The 14,861-nt window shown below is 62.7% G+C and carries 17 protein-coding genes; 9 read left to right on the top strand and 8 right to left on the bottom strand.

Features of this window, described 5'->3' with window-relative positions; genetic code table 11:
* Positions 1–9 precede the first annotated feature (9 nt).
* Positions 10–309: a hypothetical protein gene (locus U5822_RS01490; RefSeq protein WP_322853847.1), complete on the top strand. Its 300-nt coding sequence runs from the start codon at positions 10–12 to the stop codon at positions 307–309.
* Between the two features lie 286 nt (positions 310–595).
* Positions 596–943: a hypothetical protein gene (locus U5822_RS01485; RefSeq protein ID WP_322853846.1), complete on the top strand. Its 348-nt coding sequence runs from the start codon at positions 596–598 to the stop codon at positions 941–943.
* Positions 944–1,034: 91 nt separating this feature from the next.
* Here U5822_RS01485 and U5822_RS01480 read toward each other — a convergent pair whose 3' ends face one another.
* Positions 1,035–1,463, bottom strand: a complete 429-nt coding sequence (locus tag U5822_RS01480; protein WP_322853845.1) for an SRPBCC family protein — start codon at positions 1,461–1,463, stop codon at positions 1,035–1,037.
* A 127-nt stretch (positions 1,464–1,590) separates the two neighbouring features.
* Positions 1,591–2,466, bottom strand: coding sequence for an AraC family transcriptional regulator (locus tag U5822_RS01475; protein ID WP_322853844.1), 876 nt, complete (start codon positions 2,464–2,466; stop codon positions 1,591–1,593).
* A gap of 163 nt (positions 2,467–2,629) precedes the next feature.
* Here U5822_RS01475 and U5822_RS01470 point away from each other — a divergent pair, with 163 nt between their 5' ends.
* The 6 genes from U5822_RS01470 (at position 2,630) to U5822_RS01445 (ending at position 8,688) form a co-directional block, all read left to right on the top strand.
* Positions 2,630–4,120: a CoA-acylating methylmalonate-semialdehyde dehydrogenase gene (locus tag U5822_RS01470; protein ID WP_322853843.1), complete on the top strand. Its 1,491-nt coding sequence runs from the start codon at positions 2,630–2,632 to the stop codon at positions 4,118–4,120.
* Positions 4,121–4,213: 93 nt separating this feature from the next.
* The gene (locus U5822_RS01465; protein WP_322853842.1) at positions 4,214–5,380 is read left to right on the top strand and encodes an acyl-CoA dehydrogenase family protein; all 1,167 of its coding nucleotides are present in this window, start codon (positions 4,214–4,216) and stop codon (positions 5,378–5,380) included.
* Positions 5,381–5,416: 36 nt separating this feature from the next.
* Complete coding sequence (locus tag U5822_RS01460; protein ID WP_322853841.1) at positions 5,417–6,196, top strand: enoyl-CoA hydratase; 780 nt, start codon at positions 5,417–5,419, stop codon at positions 6,194–6,196.
* 45 nt (positions 6,197–6,241) lie between these two features.
* Complete coding sequence (locus U5822_RS01455) at positions 6,242–7,315, top strand: enoyl-CoA hydratase/isomerase family protein (RefSeq protein ID WP_322853840.1); 1,074 nt, start codon at positions 6,242–6,244, stop codon at positions 7,313–7,315.
* A gap of 60 nt (positions 7,316–7,375) precedes the next feature.
* Positions 7,376–8,263: a 3-hydroxyisobutyrate dehydrogenase gene (gene mmsB / locus U5822_RS01450; protein ID WP_322853839.1), complete on the top strand. Its 888-nt coding sequence runs from the start codon at positions 7,376–7,378 to the stop codon at positions 8,261–8,263.
* A gap of 86 nt (positions 8,264–8,349) precedes the next feature.
* A complete protein-coding gene (locus U5822_RS01445; RefSeq protein ID WP_322853838.1) occupies positions 8,350–8,688 on the top strand; it encodes a hypothetical protein in 339 nt (112 codons plus the stop codon).
* Positions 8,689–8,731: 43 nt separating this feature from the next.
* Here U5822_RS01445 and U5822_RS01440 read toward each other — a convergent pair whose 3' ends face one another.
* The 3 genes from U5822_RS01440 to U5822_RS01430 form a co-directional block, all read right to left on the bottom strand.
* A complete protein-coding gene (locus U5822_RS01440; protein ID WP_322853837.1) occupies positions 8,732–9,079 on the bottom strand; it encodes a DUF1428 domain-containing protein in 348 nt (115 codons plus the stop codon).
* Between the two features lie 71 nt (positions 9,080–9,150).
* Positions 9,151–9,336 carry a hypothetical protein gene (locus U5822_RS01435; RefSeq protein ID WP_322853836.1) on the bottom strand — a complete coding sequence of 62 codons (186 nt, stop codon included), beginning with the start codon at positions 9,334–9,336 and terminating at the stop codon, positions 9,151–9,153.
* The gene (locus U5822_RS01430; RefSeq protein ID WP_322853835.1) at positions 9,329–9,955 is read right to left on the bottom strand and encodes an FMN-binding negative transcriptional regulator; all 627 of its coding nucleotides are present in this window, start codon (positions 9,953–9,955) and stop codon (positions 9,329–9,331) included. Before U5822_RS01430 ends, U5822_RS01435 begins: the two co-directional genes overlap by 8 nt.
* Positions 9,956–10,192: 237 nt before the next feature.
* On the opposite strand from U5822_RS01430, the gene U5822_RS01425 reads away from it, so the two are divergent.
* On the top strand, positions 10,193–12,613 hold the full coding sequence (locus tag U5822_RS01425; protein WP_322853834.1) for a response regulator: 2,421 nt from the start codon (positions 10,193–10,195) through the stop codon (positions 12,611–12,613).
* Between the two features lie 37 nt (positions 12,614–12,650).
* On the opposite strand, the gene U5822_RS01420 is transcribed toward U5822_RS01425, so the two are convergent.
* From U5822_RS01420 to U5822_RS01410, 3 genes are all read right to left on the bottom strand, one after another.
* Positions 12,651–13,034 (bottom strand): VOC family protein, encoded by a 384-nt coding sequence (locus tag U5822_RS01420; protein WP_322853833.1) that lies wholly within the window; start codon positions 13,032–13,034, stop codon positions 12,651–12,653.
* 85 nt (positions 13,035–13,119) lie between these two features.
* Positions 13,120–13,581, bottom strand: a complete 462-nt coding sequence (locus tag U5822_RS01415) for a hypothetical protein (RefSeq protein WP_322853832.1) — start codon at positions 13,579–13,581, stop codon at positions 13,120–13,122.
* Between the two features lie 112 nt (positions 13,582–13,693).
* Positions 13,694–14,653, bottom strand: a complete 960-nt coding sequence (locus tag U5822_RS01410; RefSeq protein ID WP_322853831.1) for a LysR family transcriptional regulator — start codon at positions 14,651–14,653, stop codon at positions 13,694–13,696.
* Positions 14,654–14,861: the final 208 nt, after the last annotated feature.

The raw sequence follows: 14,861 nt of genomic DNA, 5'->3' as shown, positions 1-14,861 counted from the left end.
GGATTCAAGATGAAACGCTTACTGATTTCTTCGGCCTCTCTCGTCCTCGCACTGTCTTTCGCACCCGCCTACGGCGCCAGCCACGGCCATGACGAAGGCATGGAAATGGAGAAAGATGGCGCAGGGATGGAAATGAAGGAGCATAAGGAACAAGGGATGGAAAGCGGTATGCATGAGGGTACCAACCTCGAAGAGTTGCCGCCCACCTCAGCCGGCCAGCCCGAGGAAGAGGGCATGGACGATCAGATGCAAGACGACTCAAGCATGCCTGATGAGACAGATCCAATGACACTGGAAGAGGAAGAGTAGGATTCAGCGTACCGACTGGTCGCCACAGCGGCAGACGTCCAACCGTCCGCCGCTGTATCGCTCAACCCTGCCTGTACCTTCCCCGCACCAGTTGTCCCGCAGCCCCCGCCCAAAGCCACAGATGAAATTGTTGTAAGGATGCCGAGGTTTAACCTTTCAGCCCTTTTTTGGCAGGACCCGGAGAGTATCCTTGAGACGTGGGGTGAATGATTTTTGCGCAGTGTCAGCCCGTTGAGAGTTGTTCCCGAGGCCGGGGATAGGCGGCCGTCAGAGGGAGGGTAACTCCATGAAAAAGCTTGTTATTGGTTCGATGACTCTGGCTCTGCTGCTGCCGCTCGGTTCGGCGCTCGCCGACGAGTGGGAAGACCGGCAAGACCAGCAACAGAAGATGATGGACGACGAGGAAGACCGGCGCATGGGCAAGACCATGCGGGGCGACGGTGCGGTCAATGAGAATCGTCAGAAGATGATGGAGCGAGGCGGAATTAATTCCGTCGACGACATCGAAAATATGCCCCCGACCGCGGCTGGCCACCCGGACGAGAAGCATATGGACGAAATGAACATGGAAGCGGAAAAAGGAATGAAGACCCACCGCAAGGGCCACCGTGGCGAGGTGGAGAGCAATTACTGAGTCACAGCCGGGCAGTGGAGGAACAGCCGTCCGGGGCCGTTCCTTTTTGATCAATCTCTAGAACGTCACTCCTCACCCATCTTCAACTACTTCAGGCCAGGCGCGGCACCCGCTTGATGCCCCGGCGAAGGCCCTGTTCCAGCGCGGTGCTGACCACCTTGCCGGTGAACGGCACGATATCGTCAAACGTGATGGTGTAATTGATGCGGGTCAGGCCGTCCGCAGTCTCCTCGAACCGGATGCGACCCATGTGATTGCGGATGGGGCTCAGGCTGGTGATCGCGTATTCGATCAGTGAATCCGGCTCGAAATTGAGCACCGTCTCCTCCAGGCCGATCGGGCCGATGCCGATCTTGCGAACCGAGCCAATGCCGTTGGGGTCGGCCTGGTCGCTGTCCTTGATGCGTTTGACCGGCGCACCGATCAGCTTGCCGAAGCGGTGATGGTCGGCGAACAGGGCGAAGACCCGATCCCGGGGCACGTCAAATGTCTCATTGATTTCAATGGTATACATCGCCATGGGGTGCTCTTGTTGGTGGCTCTTGTTATGCGTTATGTCGCCCAAGGGTAGCGGTTCGCAGTGGCCAACAAAAGTCGCATTCGTGGACAGGTGTCACTCTGGCCCGAAAGGGCAGTTCCCGCGGCCCTCAGTGCCGCGCCGTGTGCCGGTAGTCTCGGGGAGACTGACCCATGACCTTCTTGAATAAGCGGGAAAAGTAGTAGGCGTCGTCGTAGCCCATGCGCCGGCTGATGTCCGCGAAGCTGAGGTCCGTGGTGTCCAGCATCTGGCAGGCGCGTTCCACCTTCAGGTGCAGGAAATGCTGGATCGGCGAGGTGCCGGTCTGCTCCCGGTAGCGGGTCGCGAAGTGGGCGGGCGACAGGCCCGCCAGGTCCGCGAGCTGATCCAGGGAAATGCGCTCATCCAGATGCTCGCGCATGAAGTTGTGGATGGTGTCCAGTTCGGCCTTGTGTTCGTGGCTGGTCTCGTCGGCGGTCAGGGGAATGGCCGCCATCAGCTGGCGCAGCCGGTTGGCGGCGTGGATCAGCCCGCGCGCCCGGAAGCCGGTCTGGCGCACCGAGAGCAGGCCGTTGAAGTCCACCAGCAGCCGGGGCTGGCGGCCCAGGTGGCGGACGCGGGTGGTGCCGGAGAACCCCATGTAGTTCCGGAATTCCTCCGCCACGGGGCCGGTGTAGTGCACCCAGTGGATTGTCCATGGATTGTCCGGGTCGGAGGTGTAGCGATGGTGCGCGCCGGCGGGCAGCAGGAGCAGGTCGCCGGCTTCCACCGTGTGCGGTTCACCCAGCACATTGAGAAAGGCCTTGCCCTCGGTGCAGTAGATCAAAAGATAGTCGCTGTGGTGTTCCCGGTGCATGTGATGGCCTGCGGCCCGGCGATAATGGCCGAAGGCGAGGGGATACAGGTCCCGGGTCAGCGGATGGCTGGCCAGCAGGCGGATGATTGGCGCCGGCACCACATAGCGGACGCTGTCCTCGGGCACCGGCCATTGCGAGGTCTGGGTCATGATTCGGGGCGATGTTTTGTTGGTTTCCGAAAGATAGTCCATCAAGAGCGAAATTTAGTCAATCACCCTGGGCCAAACCCCGTGCTAGTCTTTTTTCAATCGTGGTCGAAGCCTCTCGGGTTTCGGCTTGCTTCCCTCATAAAAACAAACAGGGATTATTGCTATGAAGAATGTACCTCTGTACCTCGCCGGTGAGTTTGTTGAAAGCCAGACTCAGGAATGGATTGAAGTAACCAACCCGGCCACCAACGAAGTGATCGCCAAGGCGCCGTGTACCACGCCGTCGGAGATGGAAAAAGCCATCCAGAACGCCGGGGAAGTGTTCAAGTCCTGGAAAGAAACGCCGGTGTCCGAGCGCGCCCGGGTCATGATGCGTTACCAGGCCCTGCTGAAAGAGCACCACGACGAGATCGCCGAAATCCTGTCGGAAGAAACCGGCAAGACCTTCGAAGACGCCAAGGGTGACGTTTGGCGTGGTATCGAGGTGGTTGAGCACGCCGCCAACGTGGCCTCCCTGATGATGGGTGAAACCGTGGAAAACGTGGCCCGGGAAGTGGACACCCACTCCTGGATCCAGCCGCTGGGCGTGTGCGCCGGTATTACCCCGTTCAACTTCCCGGCCATGATTCCGCTGTGGATGTTCCCGATGGCCATCGCCTGCGGCAACACCTTCATCCTGAAGCCGTCCGAGCAGGACCCGCTGACGCCGATGCGTCTGGCCGAGCTGTTCGAGCAAGCTGGCGCACCCAAGGGCGTGCTGCAGGTGGTCCACGGTGGCAAGGAGCAGGTTGACGTACTGCTGACCGATCCGGCCATCCGCGCCGTGTCCTTCGTCGGCTCCGTACCGGTTGGTCGTTACATCTACGAGACCGGTACCCGCAACATGAAGCGTGTTCAGAGCTTCGCCGGCGCCAAGAACCACATGGTCATCATGCCGGATGCCGACAAGCAACAGGTGATCAATGCCCTGGTGGGCGCCTCCGTCGGTGCCGCCGGTCAGCGCTGCATGGCTATCTCCGTGGCCGTGTTCGTGGGCGAAGCCCAGAACTGGATTCCGGAACTGAAAGAAGCCATGGCCAAGGTTCGCCCGGGTGCCTGGAACGATTCCGGCGCCAGCTACGGCCCGATCATCAGCGCCAAGGCCAAGGACCGTGTCGAGTCCCTGATCGCCACCGGCGAAGCCCAGGGTGCCAACCTGCTGCTGGACGGCCGCGGCTGCACCGTGGATGGTCTGCCGGACGGCAACTGGGTCGGCCCGACCCTGTTCTCCGGTGTGACTACCGAGATGGACATCTACAACGAGGAAATCTTCGGCCCGGTGCTGTCCTGCATGGAAACCGACACCCTGGGTGAGGCCATCGAGCTGATCAACAACAGCCCGTACGGCAACGGTACCTCCATCTTTACCTCCTCCGGTGGCTGTGCCCGTCGCTTCCAGCACGAGATCGACGTGGGTCAGGTGGGTGTGAACATCCCCATCCCGGTACCCCTGCCGTTCTTCTCCTTCACCGGCTGGAAGGGCTCGTTCTACGGTGACCAGCACGCCTACGGCAAGCAGGCGGTACGCTTCTACACCGAAACCAAGACCGTCACTTCACGCTGGTTCTCCAGCGAGGCCAGCACCGAAGCGAACTTCTCGATCCAGTTGCGTTGAGTGTGTTGAAGGTGGGGTAAATCGGGCCGGAACCTGTTTCCGGCCCCCTTTTTTCCCTTCCGCCACCAAGCCTCTTTGATCTGGAGTGATTCGATGGACTTTAACCTGAGTGAAGACCAGCTGGCGTTCCGGGAAGCGGCGCGCGCGTTTGCCGAAAAATCCATGGCACCGCACGCGGCCAAGTGGGACGACGAGCATATTTTCCCCGTGGATGTCATGCGCGAAGCCGGTGAAATGGGCTTCATGGGCATGTACACACCAGAAGCCCTGGGCGGCATGGGCCTGTCCCGGCTCGACACCTCGGTGATCGTGGAGGAGCTGGCCGCGGCCTGTCCGTCCACCGCCGCCTTCATCACCATTCACAACATGGCCACCTGGATGGTCGCCAGCTTTGCCTCTGACGACCTGAAGCAGGAAATCGTGCCCAAGCTCGCCAGCGGCGAGTGGCTGGCGTCATACTGCCTGACCGAACCCGGTGCCGGCTCCGACGCCGCCAGCCTGCGTACCAAGGCCGTGCGCGATGGCGACGACTACCTGATCAGCGGCAGCAAGGTATTCATCTCCGGTGCTGGCAGCACCGACATCCTCGTGCTGATGGCCCGCACCGGTGCCCCGGACAGCGGCTCCAAGGGCATTTCCACGTTCGTGATCCCGGCCGATGCCGACGGCATCAGCTACGGCAAGAACGAAGAGAAGATGGGCTGGCGCAGCCAGCCGACCCGCATGATCAGCCTGGAGAACGTGCGCATTCCCGCCACCAACCGCGTGGGCGAGGAGGGCGACGGGTTTGCCATCGCCATGAAGGGCCTGGACGGCGGCCGGCTGAACATCGCCACCTGTTCCCTGGGCGGCGCCCAGGCAGCCCTGGTCCGGGCCCGCAACTACATGCACGAGCGCGAGCAGTTCGGCAAGCCACTGGCGGCGTTCCAGGCCCTGCAGTTCAAGCTGGCCGACATGGCCACCAACCTGGTGGCGGCCCGGCAGATGGTCCGGCTCGGCGCGTTCAAGCTCGACAGTGGCGATCCGGAAGCAACCCTGCATTGCGCCATGGCCAAGCGGTTCGCCACCGACGCCTGTTTCGAGGTGGTGAACGAGGCCCTGCAATTGCACGGTGGCTACGGCTACATCCGGGAATATCCGATCGAGCGTTATCTGCGTGACCTGCGGGTGCACCAGATTCTCGAAGGCACGAACGAAATCATGCGCCTGATCGTTGCCCGCCGTCTGCTCGACGATGGCGTGGCCGAGGCCATTCAATAATTCATCAAGAACACCGCAAGGAAAGGGAGACAAACCATGAGCGATCTGATTCAGCTCGAGAAGCGCGGACACATTGCGGTACTGACGATCAATAACCCGCCGGCCAACACCTGGACGGCGGAATCCCTGCCGGCGCTGCGGGAAACCATCCGGGAGCTGAACGCCGACCGGAACATCTTTGCGCTGGTGGTGACCGGCCAGGGCGAGAAGTTCTTCTCCGCCGGTGCCGACCTGAAAACCTTCGCCGACGGCGACAAGGCCCGCGCCAACCAGATGGCGCAACTGTTCGGTGAAGCCTTTGCCGAGCTCAGCAAGTTCCGGGGCGTATCCATCGCCGCGGTCAACGGCTACGCCATGGGTGGTGGCCTGGAATGCGCCATGGCCTGTGACATCCGCATAGCCGAAGAGCACGCCCAGATGGCGCTGCCGGAAGCGGGCGTTGGCCTGCTGCCCTGTGCCGGTGGCACCCAGAACCTGCCCTGGTTGGTGGGCGAGGGCTGGGCCAAGCGCATGATCCTGTGTGGTGAGCGCGTGAAGGCGGACAAGGCCCTGGAAATCGGCCTGGTGGAAGAAGTGGTGCCGTCCGGCAAGAGCCTGGAGAAAGCCCTGGAGCTGGCGGAGATGGCCTGCAAGCAGAGCCCGTCGTCCACCGCCCGCTGCAAGTCCCTGGTGATGAGCGCCCGGGACGGCCGCAGCCACGACGACGGCTGGCGCATGGAGCGGGAGCTGTTCGTGGAACTGTTCTCCACCGAGGACCAGAAAGAGGGCGTGAACGCCTTCCTGGAAAAGCGCGCCCCGGAGTGGAAGAACCGCTAAACACAGCTGCAAAACCGGTGCCGTGCAACGGTTGAAGGAATTGTTATGAGTGACCAACCCATTGTTTTTGAAGAGTGGAAAACCGGCGACGACGCCCTGATCGCCGTGGCCCGTCTGAACACGCCCAAGGCGCTGAATTCACTCTCCCTGGAGATGATTCGCCTGCTCACGCCCCAGCTCAAGCGCTGGGCCGAAGACCCGCGCATTTGCGCGGTCTGGCTGGAGGCCGAAGGCGACAAGGCGTTCTGCGCCGGCGGTGACATCGTCGCCCTGTATCGCAGCATGACCGAGCCCAACGGTACCGGCGAAGGGGAAGCCTTCTTCACCGAGGAATACGAGCTGGACTACCTGATCCACACCTTCGCCAAGCCAATCGTGTGCTGGGGCCATGGCATCGTCATGGGCGGCGGCATGGGCATCATGGAAGGGGCCTCGCACCGGGTAGTGACGGAGAAATCCAAGCTGGCGATGCCGGAAATCACCATCGGCCTGTACCCGGATGTGGCTGCCGGCTGGTTCCTGAACCGCACGCCGGGCCGCACCGGCCTGTTCCTGGGCCTGACCGGCGCACGGATGAACGGCTCCGACGCCGTCTTCACCGGTCTCGCCGACCGCTTCATCAAGCACGATCTGAAGGCCGAGGTGGTCAGCGAGCTGAAGCAGCAGCGCTGGCAGGGCGAGAACCCTCACGCGGTGGTGGGCGGTGTGCTGCGCCAGTTTGAGCAGCAAAGCGCCGATGCCCAGCCGGAATCGCCGATTCGCACCCATTTCGATGAGATCAATCGGGTTACCGACGCCGACACGCTGGAAGCGGTCGTGAGCCAACTGAGCGAACTGTCCGGTGGTGACAGCTGGGTGGCCAAGGCGACCAAATCCCTGGCGTCGGCGTCACCGACGTCGCTGGCCCTGGTGTGGCGCCACCTGCACGGCTGCAAACACAAGAGCCTGAAGGAAGTGCTCGACACCGAACTGGTGATGTCCCAGAAGTGCCTGGACAAAGGCGAATTCGCCGAAGGTATCCGGGCCCTGCTTATCGACAAGGATCAGCAGCCGCGCTGGCGCTACGCCTCGCTGGCGGAGATGGACAGCGCCTGGATCGACGACTTTTTCAACGCATAGCCAAACGGCCACCGACACCGGTGGCCCATAAAACCGACGAGAACAATAAGGAGAAGGGATATGGCAACTATTACCTTTATTGGCCTGGGCAACATGGGTGGCCCCATGGCCAGCAACCTGGTGAAAGCCGGGCACGACGTGACCGTGTTCGACCTGTCCAAGGACGCGGTCCAGACCCTGGTGTCCGAGGGCGCGAAAACTGCCGATACCGCCCACCAGGCGGCCGAGGGCGCCGAGTGCGTGATCACCATGTTGCCCGCCGGCCAGCATGTGGAAGCGGTGTACCTGGGTGACGACGGCCTGCTGGCGAAGCTGCCCGAAGGCACCCTGGTGATTGATTCCTCCACCATCGCGCCGGAAACCGCCCGGGGTGTGGCCGAAGCAGCCCAGGCCCGGAACATTCCGTTCCTGGACGCGCCGGTATCCGGCGGTGTGGGTGGTGCCAAGGCCGGTACCCTGACCTTCATCTGCGGCGGTGACGAGGCCACCTTTGCCAAGGCCAAGCCGATTCTGGACGCCATGGGCAAGAACATCTTCCACGCCGGCCCCCACGGCTCCGGTCAGGTCGCCAAGATCTGCAACAACATGCTGCTGGCGATCCTGATGGCCGGCACCAGCGAAGCCCTGGCCCTGGGTGTGAAGAACGGCCTGGACCCGGCGGTACTGTCGGAAATCATGAAGCAGAGCTCCGGCGGCAACTGGGCCCTGAACGTCTACAACCCCTGGCCGGGTGTGATGGAGAATGCGCCGGCGTCCCGCAACTACGAGGGCGGCTTCCTGGTCAATCTGATGACCAAGGACCTGGGCCTGGCGTTCGACAACGCGGTCAAGAACCAGGCCTCCATCCCCATGGGCTCGCTGGCCCGCAACCTGTTCTCGATCCACGCCGGGCAGGGCAATGGCACGCTGGACTTCTCCAGCATCCAACGCCTGTACAAGCCGGAGTGACCGGGTGGGGCGCGGTGTGCCGCGCCCCGTTTCCCACCTGGCTTCGCTTCGGCCCCACTCTGGCAGTCCTCTGCTAGGGTTGAGGCATGAGCTCATCCAAACTGAAAACACCCGATGGCCGCTACCTGGTAGTCAAAGGCCGCCTGTGGCGCTGCGCCAATCCGGAGCTGTCCGGAGCGGCCTACCGTGAGCGTGTGCACCGCCTGATGTCGGCGCGCCGGGACGTGCACAAGGCGCAGAAGGCCGGCAGCAATAAACAGGAGCGCGAGGCCCGGACCAGGGTCGATGCCGCCAAGCGAGCACTCGGGGAGCGAGGGCCGGTGTGGTGGTCCGATGGTGCGCCTGACTACACCCAGCACAAGATCGAAAACACCCCCTACGCCGACTGGTATGTCTCCCTCGACGAGCCGGAGGGGCAGAACTGATACGGCCATCCCGCGCGCCGCCATCCGCCCGGCGCCCCAGACCCTATTCGTCCAGAATCATCTGAAAACCGCCGTAGATCAGGCGGCTGCCGTCGAAGGGCATCGGGTTATCCCGCATGCGCGGGTCATTCATGATCTTGGTCATGCCAGCATCCCGGGCCTCCCGCGAGGGCCACAAGGCCCATGAGAACACCACCGTTTCATCTTCGCCGCACTGCACCGCCTGCGGAAACGAGGTCTTCTTGCCGGTCGGGACATCATCGCCCCAGCACTCGACCAGACGGGTGGCACCGTGCTCCTCGAAAATCTGGGCGGCTTCGCTGGCGTGACGAATATAGTCGTCCTTGTTCTTGGTGGGTACGGCGGCGACAAATCCTTCTACATAGTCCATGGTTAGCTCCCCTTGGCGTGAGTAAGCTCAAGGCAACGGCACGGCACAATGTCTACCTTGGGTGGTTCAGGTCATGCGCGTTGGGTGCGCGCTTTTCCCCAAAAGCGGCTGGTAATGACGCCGGTATTGAGGAGGATGAGTTCCTCGCAGTCGACGAGAAGCGCTTCGATAATGTCAGAATAGCAGCCCTCGATGATCCGGCTGGCATGATTGCCAATAAAGTCTCGGGTGTCCCGACTGCTGTTCTGATCAGCCAATCAACTTGGCCATGGCCCGATCCCCGGACTGGTCCCGCTCCTCAAGACCGGCCTTGACGCCTTCGCGGTTGCGCTCCGGCTGGTTCTGGCTGGCTTTGAGTTTGCCGGTGAGCTTGTCGATGCGGATTTCGATACCCACCAGGCCCTGCATCATGCGCTCGATGTAGTCTTCAGGTGCATCCGCCACTGACCAGGGCTCCGTGCGTTCCGCCTCGTGCTGGTTGGTTAGCTGGTTGAGGTGGCGTTGCAGCCACTCCGGATCTTGGACTACCCGGGCCTGGCCCTCGGCGTGGACGGCCAGGTAGTTCCAGGTGGGCACGACTTTCCCGGTTTCGGCCTTGGTGGCGTACCAGGACGGCGATACGTAGGCGTCCGGGCCCTGGAAGACGGCGAGGACCCTGGCACCGGTTTCCAGGCGGCGCCACGCGGGGTTGCTGCGGGCCAGGTGGCACTGGAGCACCCCTGGGGTGCCACCGTCCGAGGGCACCAGATGGAAAGGCACGTGGTTGGCTTCGATGCCTTCGGCATCGGCCAGGATCAGCAGGCCGAATCCATAGTCGCGAATGTATTGCTGCAACTGTGCCTGGTCGCTTTCCAGGAAATGACTGGGGACGTGCATTGGGTGCTTTACCTCTTTTGTCTGCCCGGGGTGAACCGGGCGGATTCGATGCAGGATGTGGTTGCCTGTCTGCAAGCATATAGCCCTTGAGGGTGGGATCGTAGCCATGGTCGCTGTCATGACGCCGCTCACCGAGGAACTATTTTCCTTCAGCTCTCGTTATCCAGAGTGTAAACCTGTACTTTGAGACGCTGTTCACATTTATCCCCTTTCACGTGCAGTACACGAGGTTCATCCATGGCAGGTGTCGATCTAGGCCCCAAATACGAAGCGCTCAAACAGCAGTACGTGCAGAGCCTGCCGACTCGCCTCCAGGAGCTACGATCCTCCTGGAACCGCTTGCAACATGTCAGCTGGGACGCCAAGGCGCTGACGTTCATGGAGCAGTGCGCCCACAAGCTTTCGGGCAGCGGCGCGACCTTCCAGTTGCCGGAAATCAGTCAGGGCGCCCAGGCGCTGGAAGAGCAGCTGCAGCAGCTGCTGAAAAAGGCCGATGCCACCCCGGCGGAACGAAACCAGATCGAAGCCTTGCTCAGTGGCCTGGAACGCGTGGCCGACCAGGCCATCGATACCGCTGCGCCCGCTCAGGCACCGGCAACGTCGCCAATGCCGGCGAGGAACCGTCACCGCATCGCCGTGATCGAGGACGACGAGCACCTGGCCGGGTTCCTGCGCGACTGGCTGGAACAGCGTGGCTTTACCGTAGATGTCTTCGACACGCCGGCGGCCTACAGCGCGCGCACGGAGAGCCACAGCCATCAGTTAATTCTGCTGGACATCAGCTTCCCGGAAGGGGCACTGGAGGGCATCGCCTGGCTGGAACGCCTGAAACTTCAGATGGACGCCAACACCCCGGTGATCATGATGTCCGCCCGAAGCGACATGGTGGCCCGCATGCGCGCGCTGCGTGCCGGCGCGGATACCTACCTGACCAAACCCCTGGACCTGGGCGTGCTGGAAACGCGCATCGATCAGTTGCTGAGCACCAGCACCCGTGCCAAGCAGCGTGTGCTCTGGGTGGATGACGACGCCGAGCTGCTGGCCTACTTCAAGACCCTGCTGGCCGAGCACGGCTACGAGGTGGAGGGGCTGTCCCAGCCGGTGCGGATTCTGGAGCGTATCGAGGAATTCCAGCCCGACGCCATCGTGCTCGACCACGAAATGCCCGGTGTGCAGGGCGTGGACCTGGCCCGGGTGCTGCGACAGGACGCCCGCTACATGACCATGCCGGTGCTGTTTGTATCGGCCTCCGGGGCGGTGTCCGATCAGCTGGCGCAGCACCGCATGGCGGGCAGCCAGATTTTCAAGAAACCGCTGGATAACCAGCGTTTCCTGGCCGCCCTCCAGCAACACCTGATGCAGGCGCAACTGCTTTCGAGCCGCATCAACCTGGTGAGCCAGCGCCGGGCACACCAGGGCCTGCAGAATCACGACTATTTCCTGACCGAACTGGGCACTCTGCTGGCCTATCTGGAGGCCGCGCCGAACAAGCCCTCGCAATTCCTGGTGCAGGTCGGCATCGATCGGGAGGAGTTCCTGCGCGCGCAGCACGGTGCCCGAGCCCTGGCCCGTCTGACCGCCAACATGGCGCAGCACTTCGCCGACCAGCTGGGCGCCAGCGATTCCGGCTGCGCCCTGGGCGGTGGCAGCTTCCTGTTTCAGATCAATCCGCCCGTGGCCGAGGCCGCCGAGGCCTTCCTCGAGCAATTCCACCAACGCTTGAACAGCCCGCGCTGGTCCCTGGGAGAGCCGGCGGTACCGGTGACCCTGAGCATGGGCGTTTTGCCGCTGACCGAATCCATGAACGAAGACAAGGCTCTGCTGGAAGTGGAACAGGCCTGTGCCGAGGCCATGCAGGCTGGCGGTTGTGTGGTCTGGCACCGGGCACCGGAGCGGTCGGACAACGGCGGACTGGATCACCGTATTCGCGAGCTGCTCGTGGCCCAGGCGTTCAAACTGCATTACCAGCCCATCGTGAACATGGATTCGGGCGACACCGTGTTCGAAGCCCTGGTCCGTCTGGTGGATGAAGACGACGCCGTGTACCTGCCCGGCCAGTTCCTGCCCCAGTTGGCCCAGGGCAACCACGGCACCCTGCTGGATCTGGATCGCTGGGTGGTGGAACACGCCCTGGACGGGCTCTCCAAGCTGGCGGGCAAGGCCGCCGCCAGTCACTCGGTTGCCATCAAACTCGCCTCGCCGATGGGGGAGGTGGCCAAACTCCTGTCGTTCCTGAGTACCGGCATGCGCAATGCCCGCATCAAGGGCAACCGGCGTATCTACCTGGCGCTCTCCAGAGCCACCGTGATCAAGGACGTCGCCAGTGCCAAGCAGGTGCTGAAGGTGGTGCAGGACATGGAATGCGGAGTGATCATCGAGCACCTGGACGCCAGCCCGGCGTCGCTGGAGCTGGTGCGGGAGCTGGGCTCGGTGGATTACGTGAAGCTCGATGCAAAATACGGCGCCAGTGTCGAGCAGACCCCGGAACTGGAGAAGCTGCTGCGGCAGTTAACCGACGTGTTTGGCTCCAGCCTGCCGATCGTGGCGACGCGGGTCGAGGACGCCAAGGCCCTGGCCTGGTTCTGGGAGCGCGGCGTCCGCAATTTCCAGGGCCATTTTATCCAGGCCCCGGAAGTGGCGATGAATTTCGAATTCTAACGCCGGCAATGCGTGGGTAGGGCCATGACCTGGCGCTTCAGCCACCACTGCCATAGGGGCGGGTGATGATCTCCAGGAAATGCCCATCGGGGTCGTCAAAATACAGTCCGCGGCTGCCGTCGTGCCGGTTAATCTCGTTGGGCTTCTGCTTGCCCGGATCGGCCCAGTAGGCGATGCCCTGGTCGCGGATGCGTCCGAAGATCTCATCGAATTCCGGCTCGCTGATCAGGAACGCGTAATGCTGGGATGCGATCTCGCGCCCGGTTTCGTAGTAATCCAGGGAAACCCCGTTGCTTAGCTCGACCACAAGGAAGGGCCCGAACGGGGTGGGGCTGTCGAGTCCCAGCAGGCCTGTGAGGAAGTTGGCGGACCTGTGCTTGTCGTGGCACCAGACAATGGTGTGGTTCAGTTGCACGCTCACGCTGTGACCTCCCTGGTTGTGAAAGTCAGTCACCCCAGTGATAGCAGAAATTTGCCGGCGGGAGGAGCGGTTTTGGCGGCCGCCGTCAGCGCCGATGCCGGGCCTGTAGAATCTCGTAGATCTGATACACCGCCGCCACGTCCGCCTCGGAGGGGATCAGCGTCTCTGGGGAAGCCTGCGCCAGCCGTGCTTGCGCCTCCGGCGAGACATTGCGCTGAATCCAGCCGTCCAGCACCCGAAGCAGGGCCCGCTCATCCGGTCCACCCACCGAGGGCCAGTACACGTAGGGCACCAGTTTCGGGTTGCGGATGTAAAACAGCGGGAAGGCTTGCGGTTTGCTATCGGCGCTGCCCCGAACCCCGAAATGAAACTGGTCGCCGTCCCGGTCCTGGAAGGTCACGGAGATGGTCCCGGTCTCCGTCGAGCGGGTGGCGCTCTGCACCGAGATGGGTTGGTCCAGCTCCGGCAACGCCGTGATGTAGTACTGGAAGACGATGCCTGCGAGCAACAACAGGAGCAGGGTGGCCAGTGCGATGGATTTGGTCACTTGGGCAGTTCCATGGCGGTCGGGTTGGGTTTGAGCGTTACGGGGCGGGATGTCCGGTTGTTGGTGCTGGACTCGGTTCAGCCAGCCGGCGCTCGCCCGCGGTCCGGCAAGGCTAACACACGGGGCGCCCGGCCAGGCGATGTTCCTGGGCCCGAATCGCCTCGGTCAGAAAATCCATCAGCGCGTGAATTCGCACCACACCCCGCAAATCCGGGTGCATCAGGAACCAGAGGCCGTATTCCAGCTCGGGAATCGGGTCGGTGAGCTGCACAATCTCCGGGTCGTTATCGGCCAGGTAGCAGGGCAGGACCGCCAGGCCCATGCCGGCGCGAATGGCACTGAGAATGCCAACCAGGGTGTCCACCCGGAACCCACAGGCGGACTTCAGCTGGTGGTGGTCCATCCAGTGGTCCAGTTCCGAATCCTGCAGCCGCGGCCCGGTGCCGATCCAGGGGTGCCTGGCGAGGGCGTCGATGGACGCCCCCGGGCTCAGGCCGAAACTCCGATGGCCGTACACCGCCTGGCCAATCTTGGTCAGCGGCCTGCCGATGAGGTGTTCGGGCGGGCGATTGGAGGGGCGTACCGCCACATCCGCTTCCCGGCGGGTGAGATTGAACAATTGGTTGGAGATGGCCACGTCGACCACGATGCCGGGGTAGGTGTGCTGGAACTCGGTGAACAACGGCGCCAGCAGCCCCATCATCAGCGAGTCCGTGGTGGTGGCCCAGATCTCCCCGCTGGGCGCCAGGTCCCGGCCGGCAACCTTGCGTTCCGCCGCCAGGGCCGCTTCGTCCATGATCTTGGCGGTGTCCGCCAACTCCTCGCCCGCCAGGGTGGGCCGGTAACCGGACCGGCTGCGTTCGAACAGGGCTACCCCCAGGCGCTGCTCGATGTCGCCCAGGCGCCGGAAAACCGTGGCATGGCTGACGCCCAGCGTGCGCGACGCCCCGGACAAGGATCCGGAGGAGGCGATGGCGAGCACCACTTCAAAGTCATTCCAGGCGAGGTGGCCCCGGAAACTGGCGGCGGAACCCGAGGAGGACTTGGGCTTTTCGGTTGTTCGTTTTTGCAAAGTTCTTATTCACTCTTTTGGAATAGTTTGCACGATAGAACAAAACTAGCATGTTCCTGAAGCCATGAGATACCCAAGCCCCACAACCCGGGCGGCGGAATGGAGGTTAAAGACATGATCTATTCAGGACACGCACACACCTACTACACCGGCACCGCCGTAGCCCGTCGCGATGGCAACGGGAACGAGGGCGGTGGAGCCTATCAAC

Origin of the sequence: Marinobacter qingdaonensis (assembly GCF_034555935.1) — a bacterium.
Classification (GTDB): Bacteria; Pseudomonadota; Gammaproteobacteria; order Pseudomonadales; family Oleiphilaceae; genus Marinobacter; species Marinobacter qingdaonensis.
Note: the sequence above shows the minus strand (reverse complement) of the source record. Positions and strands in the feature narration are given on the sequence as shown.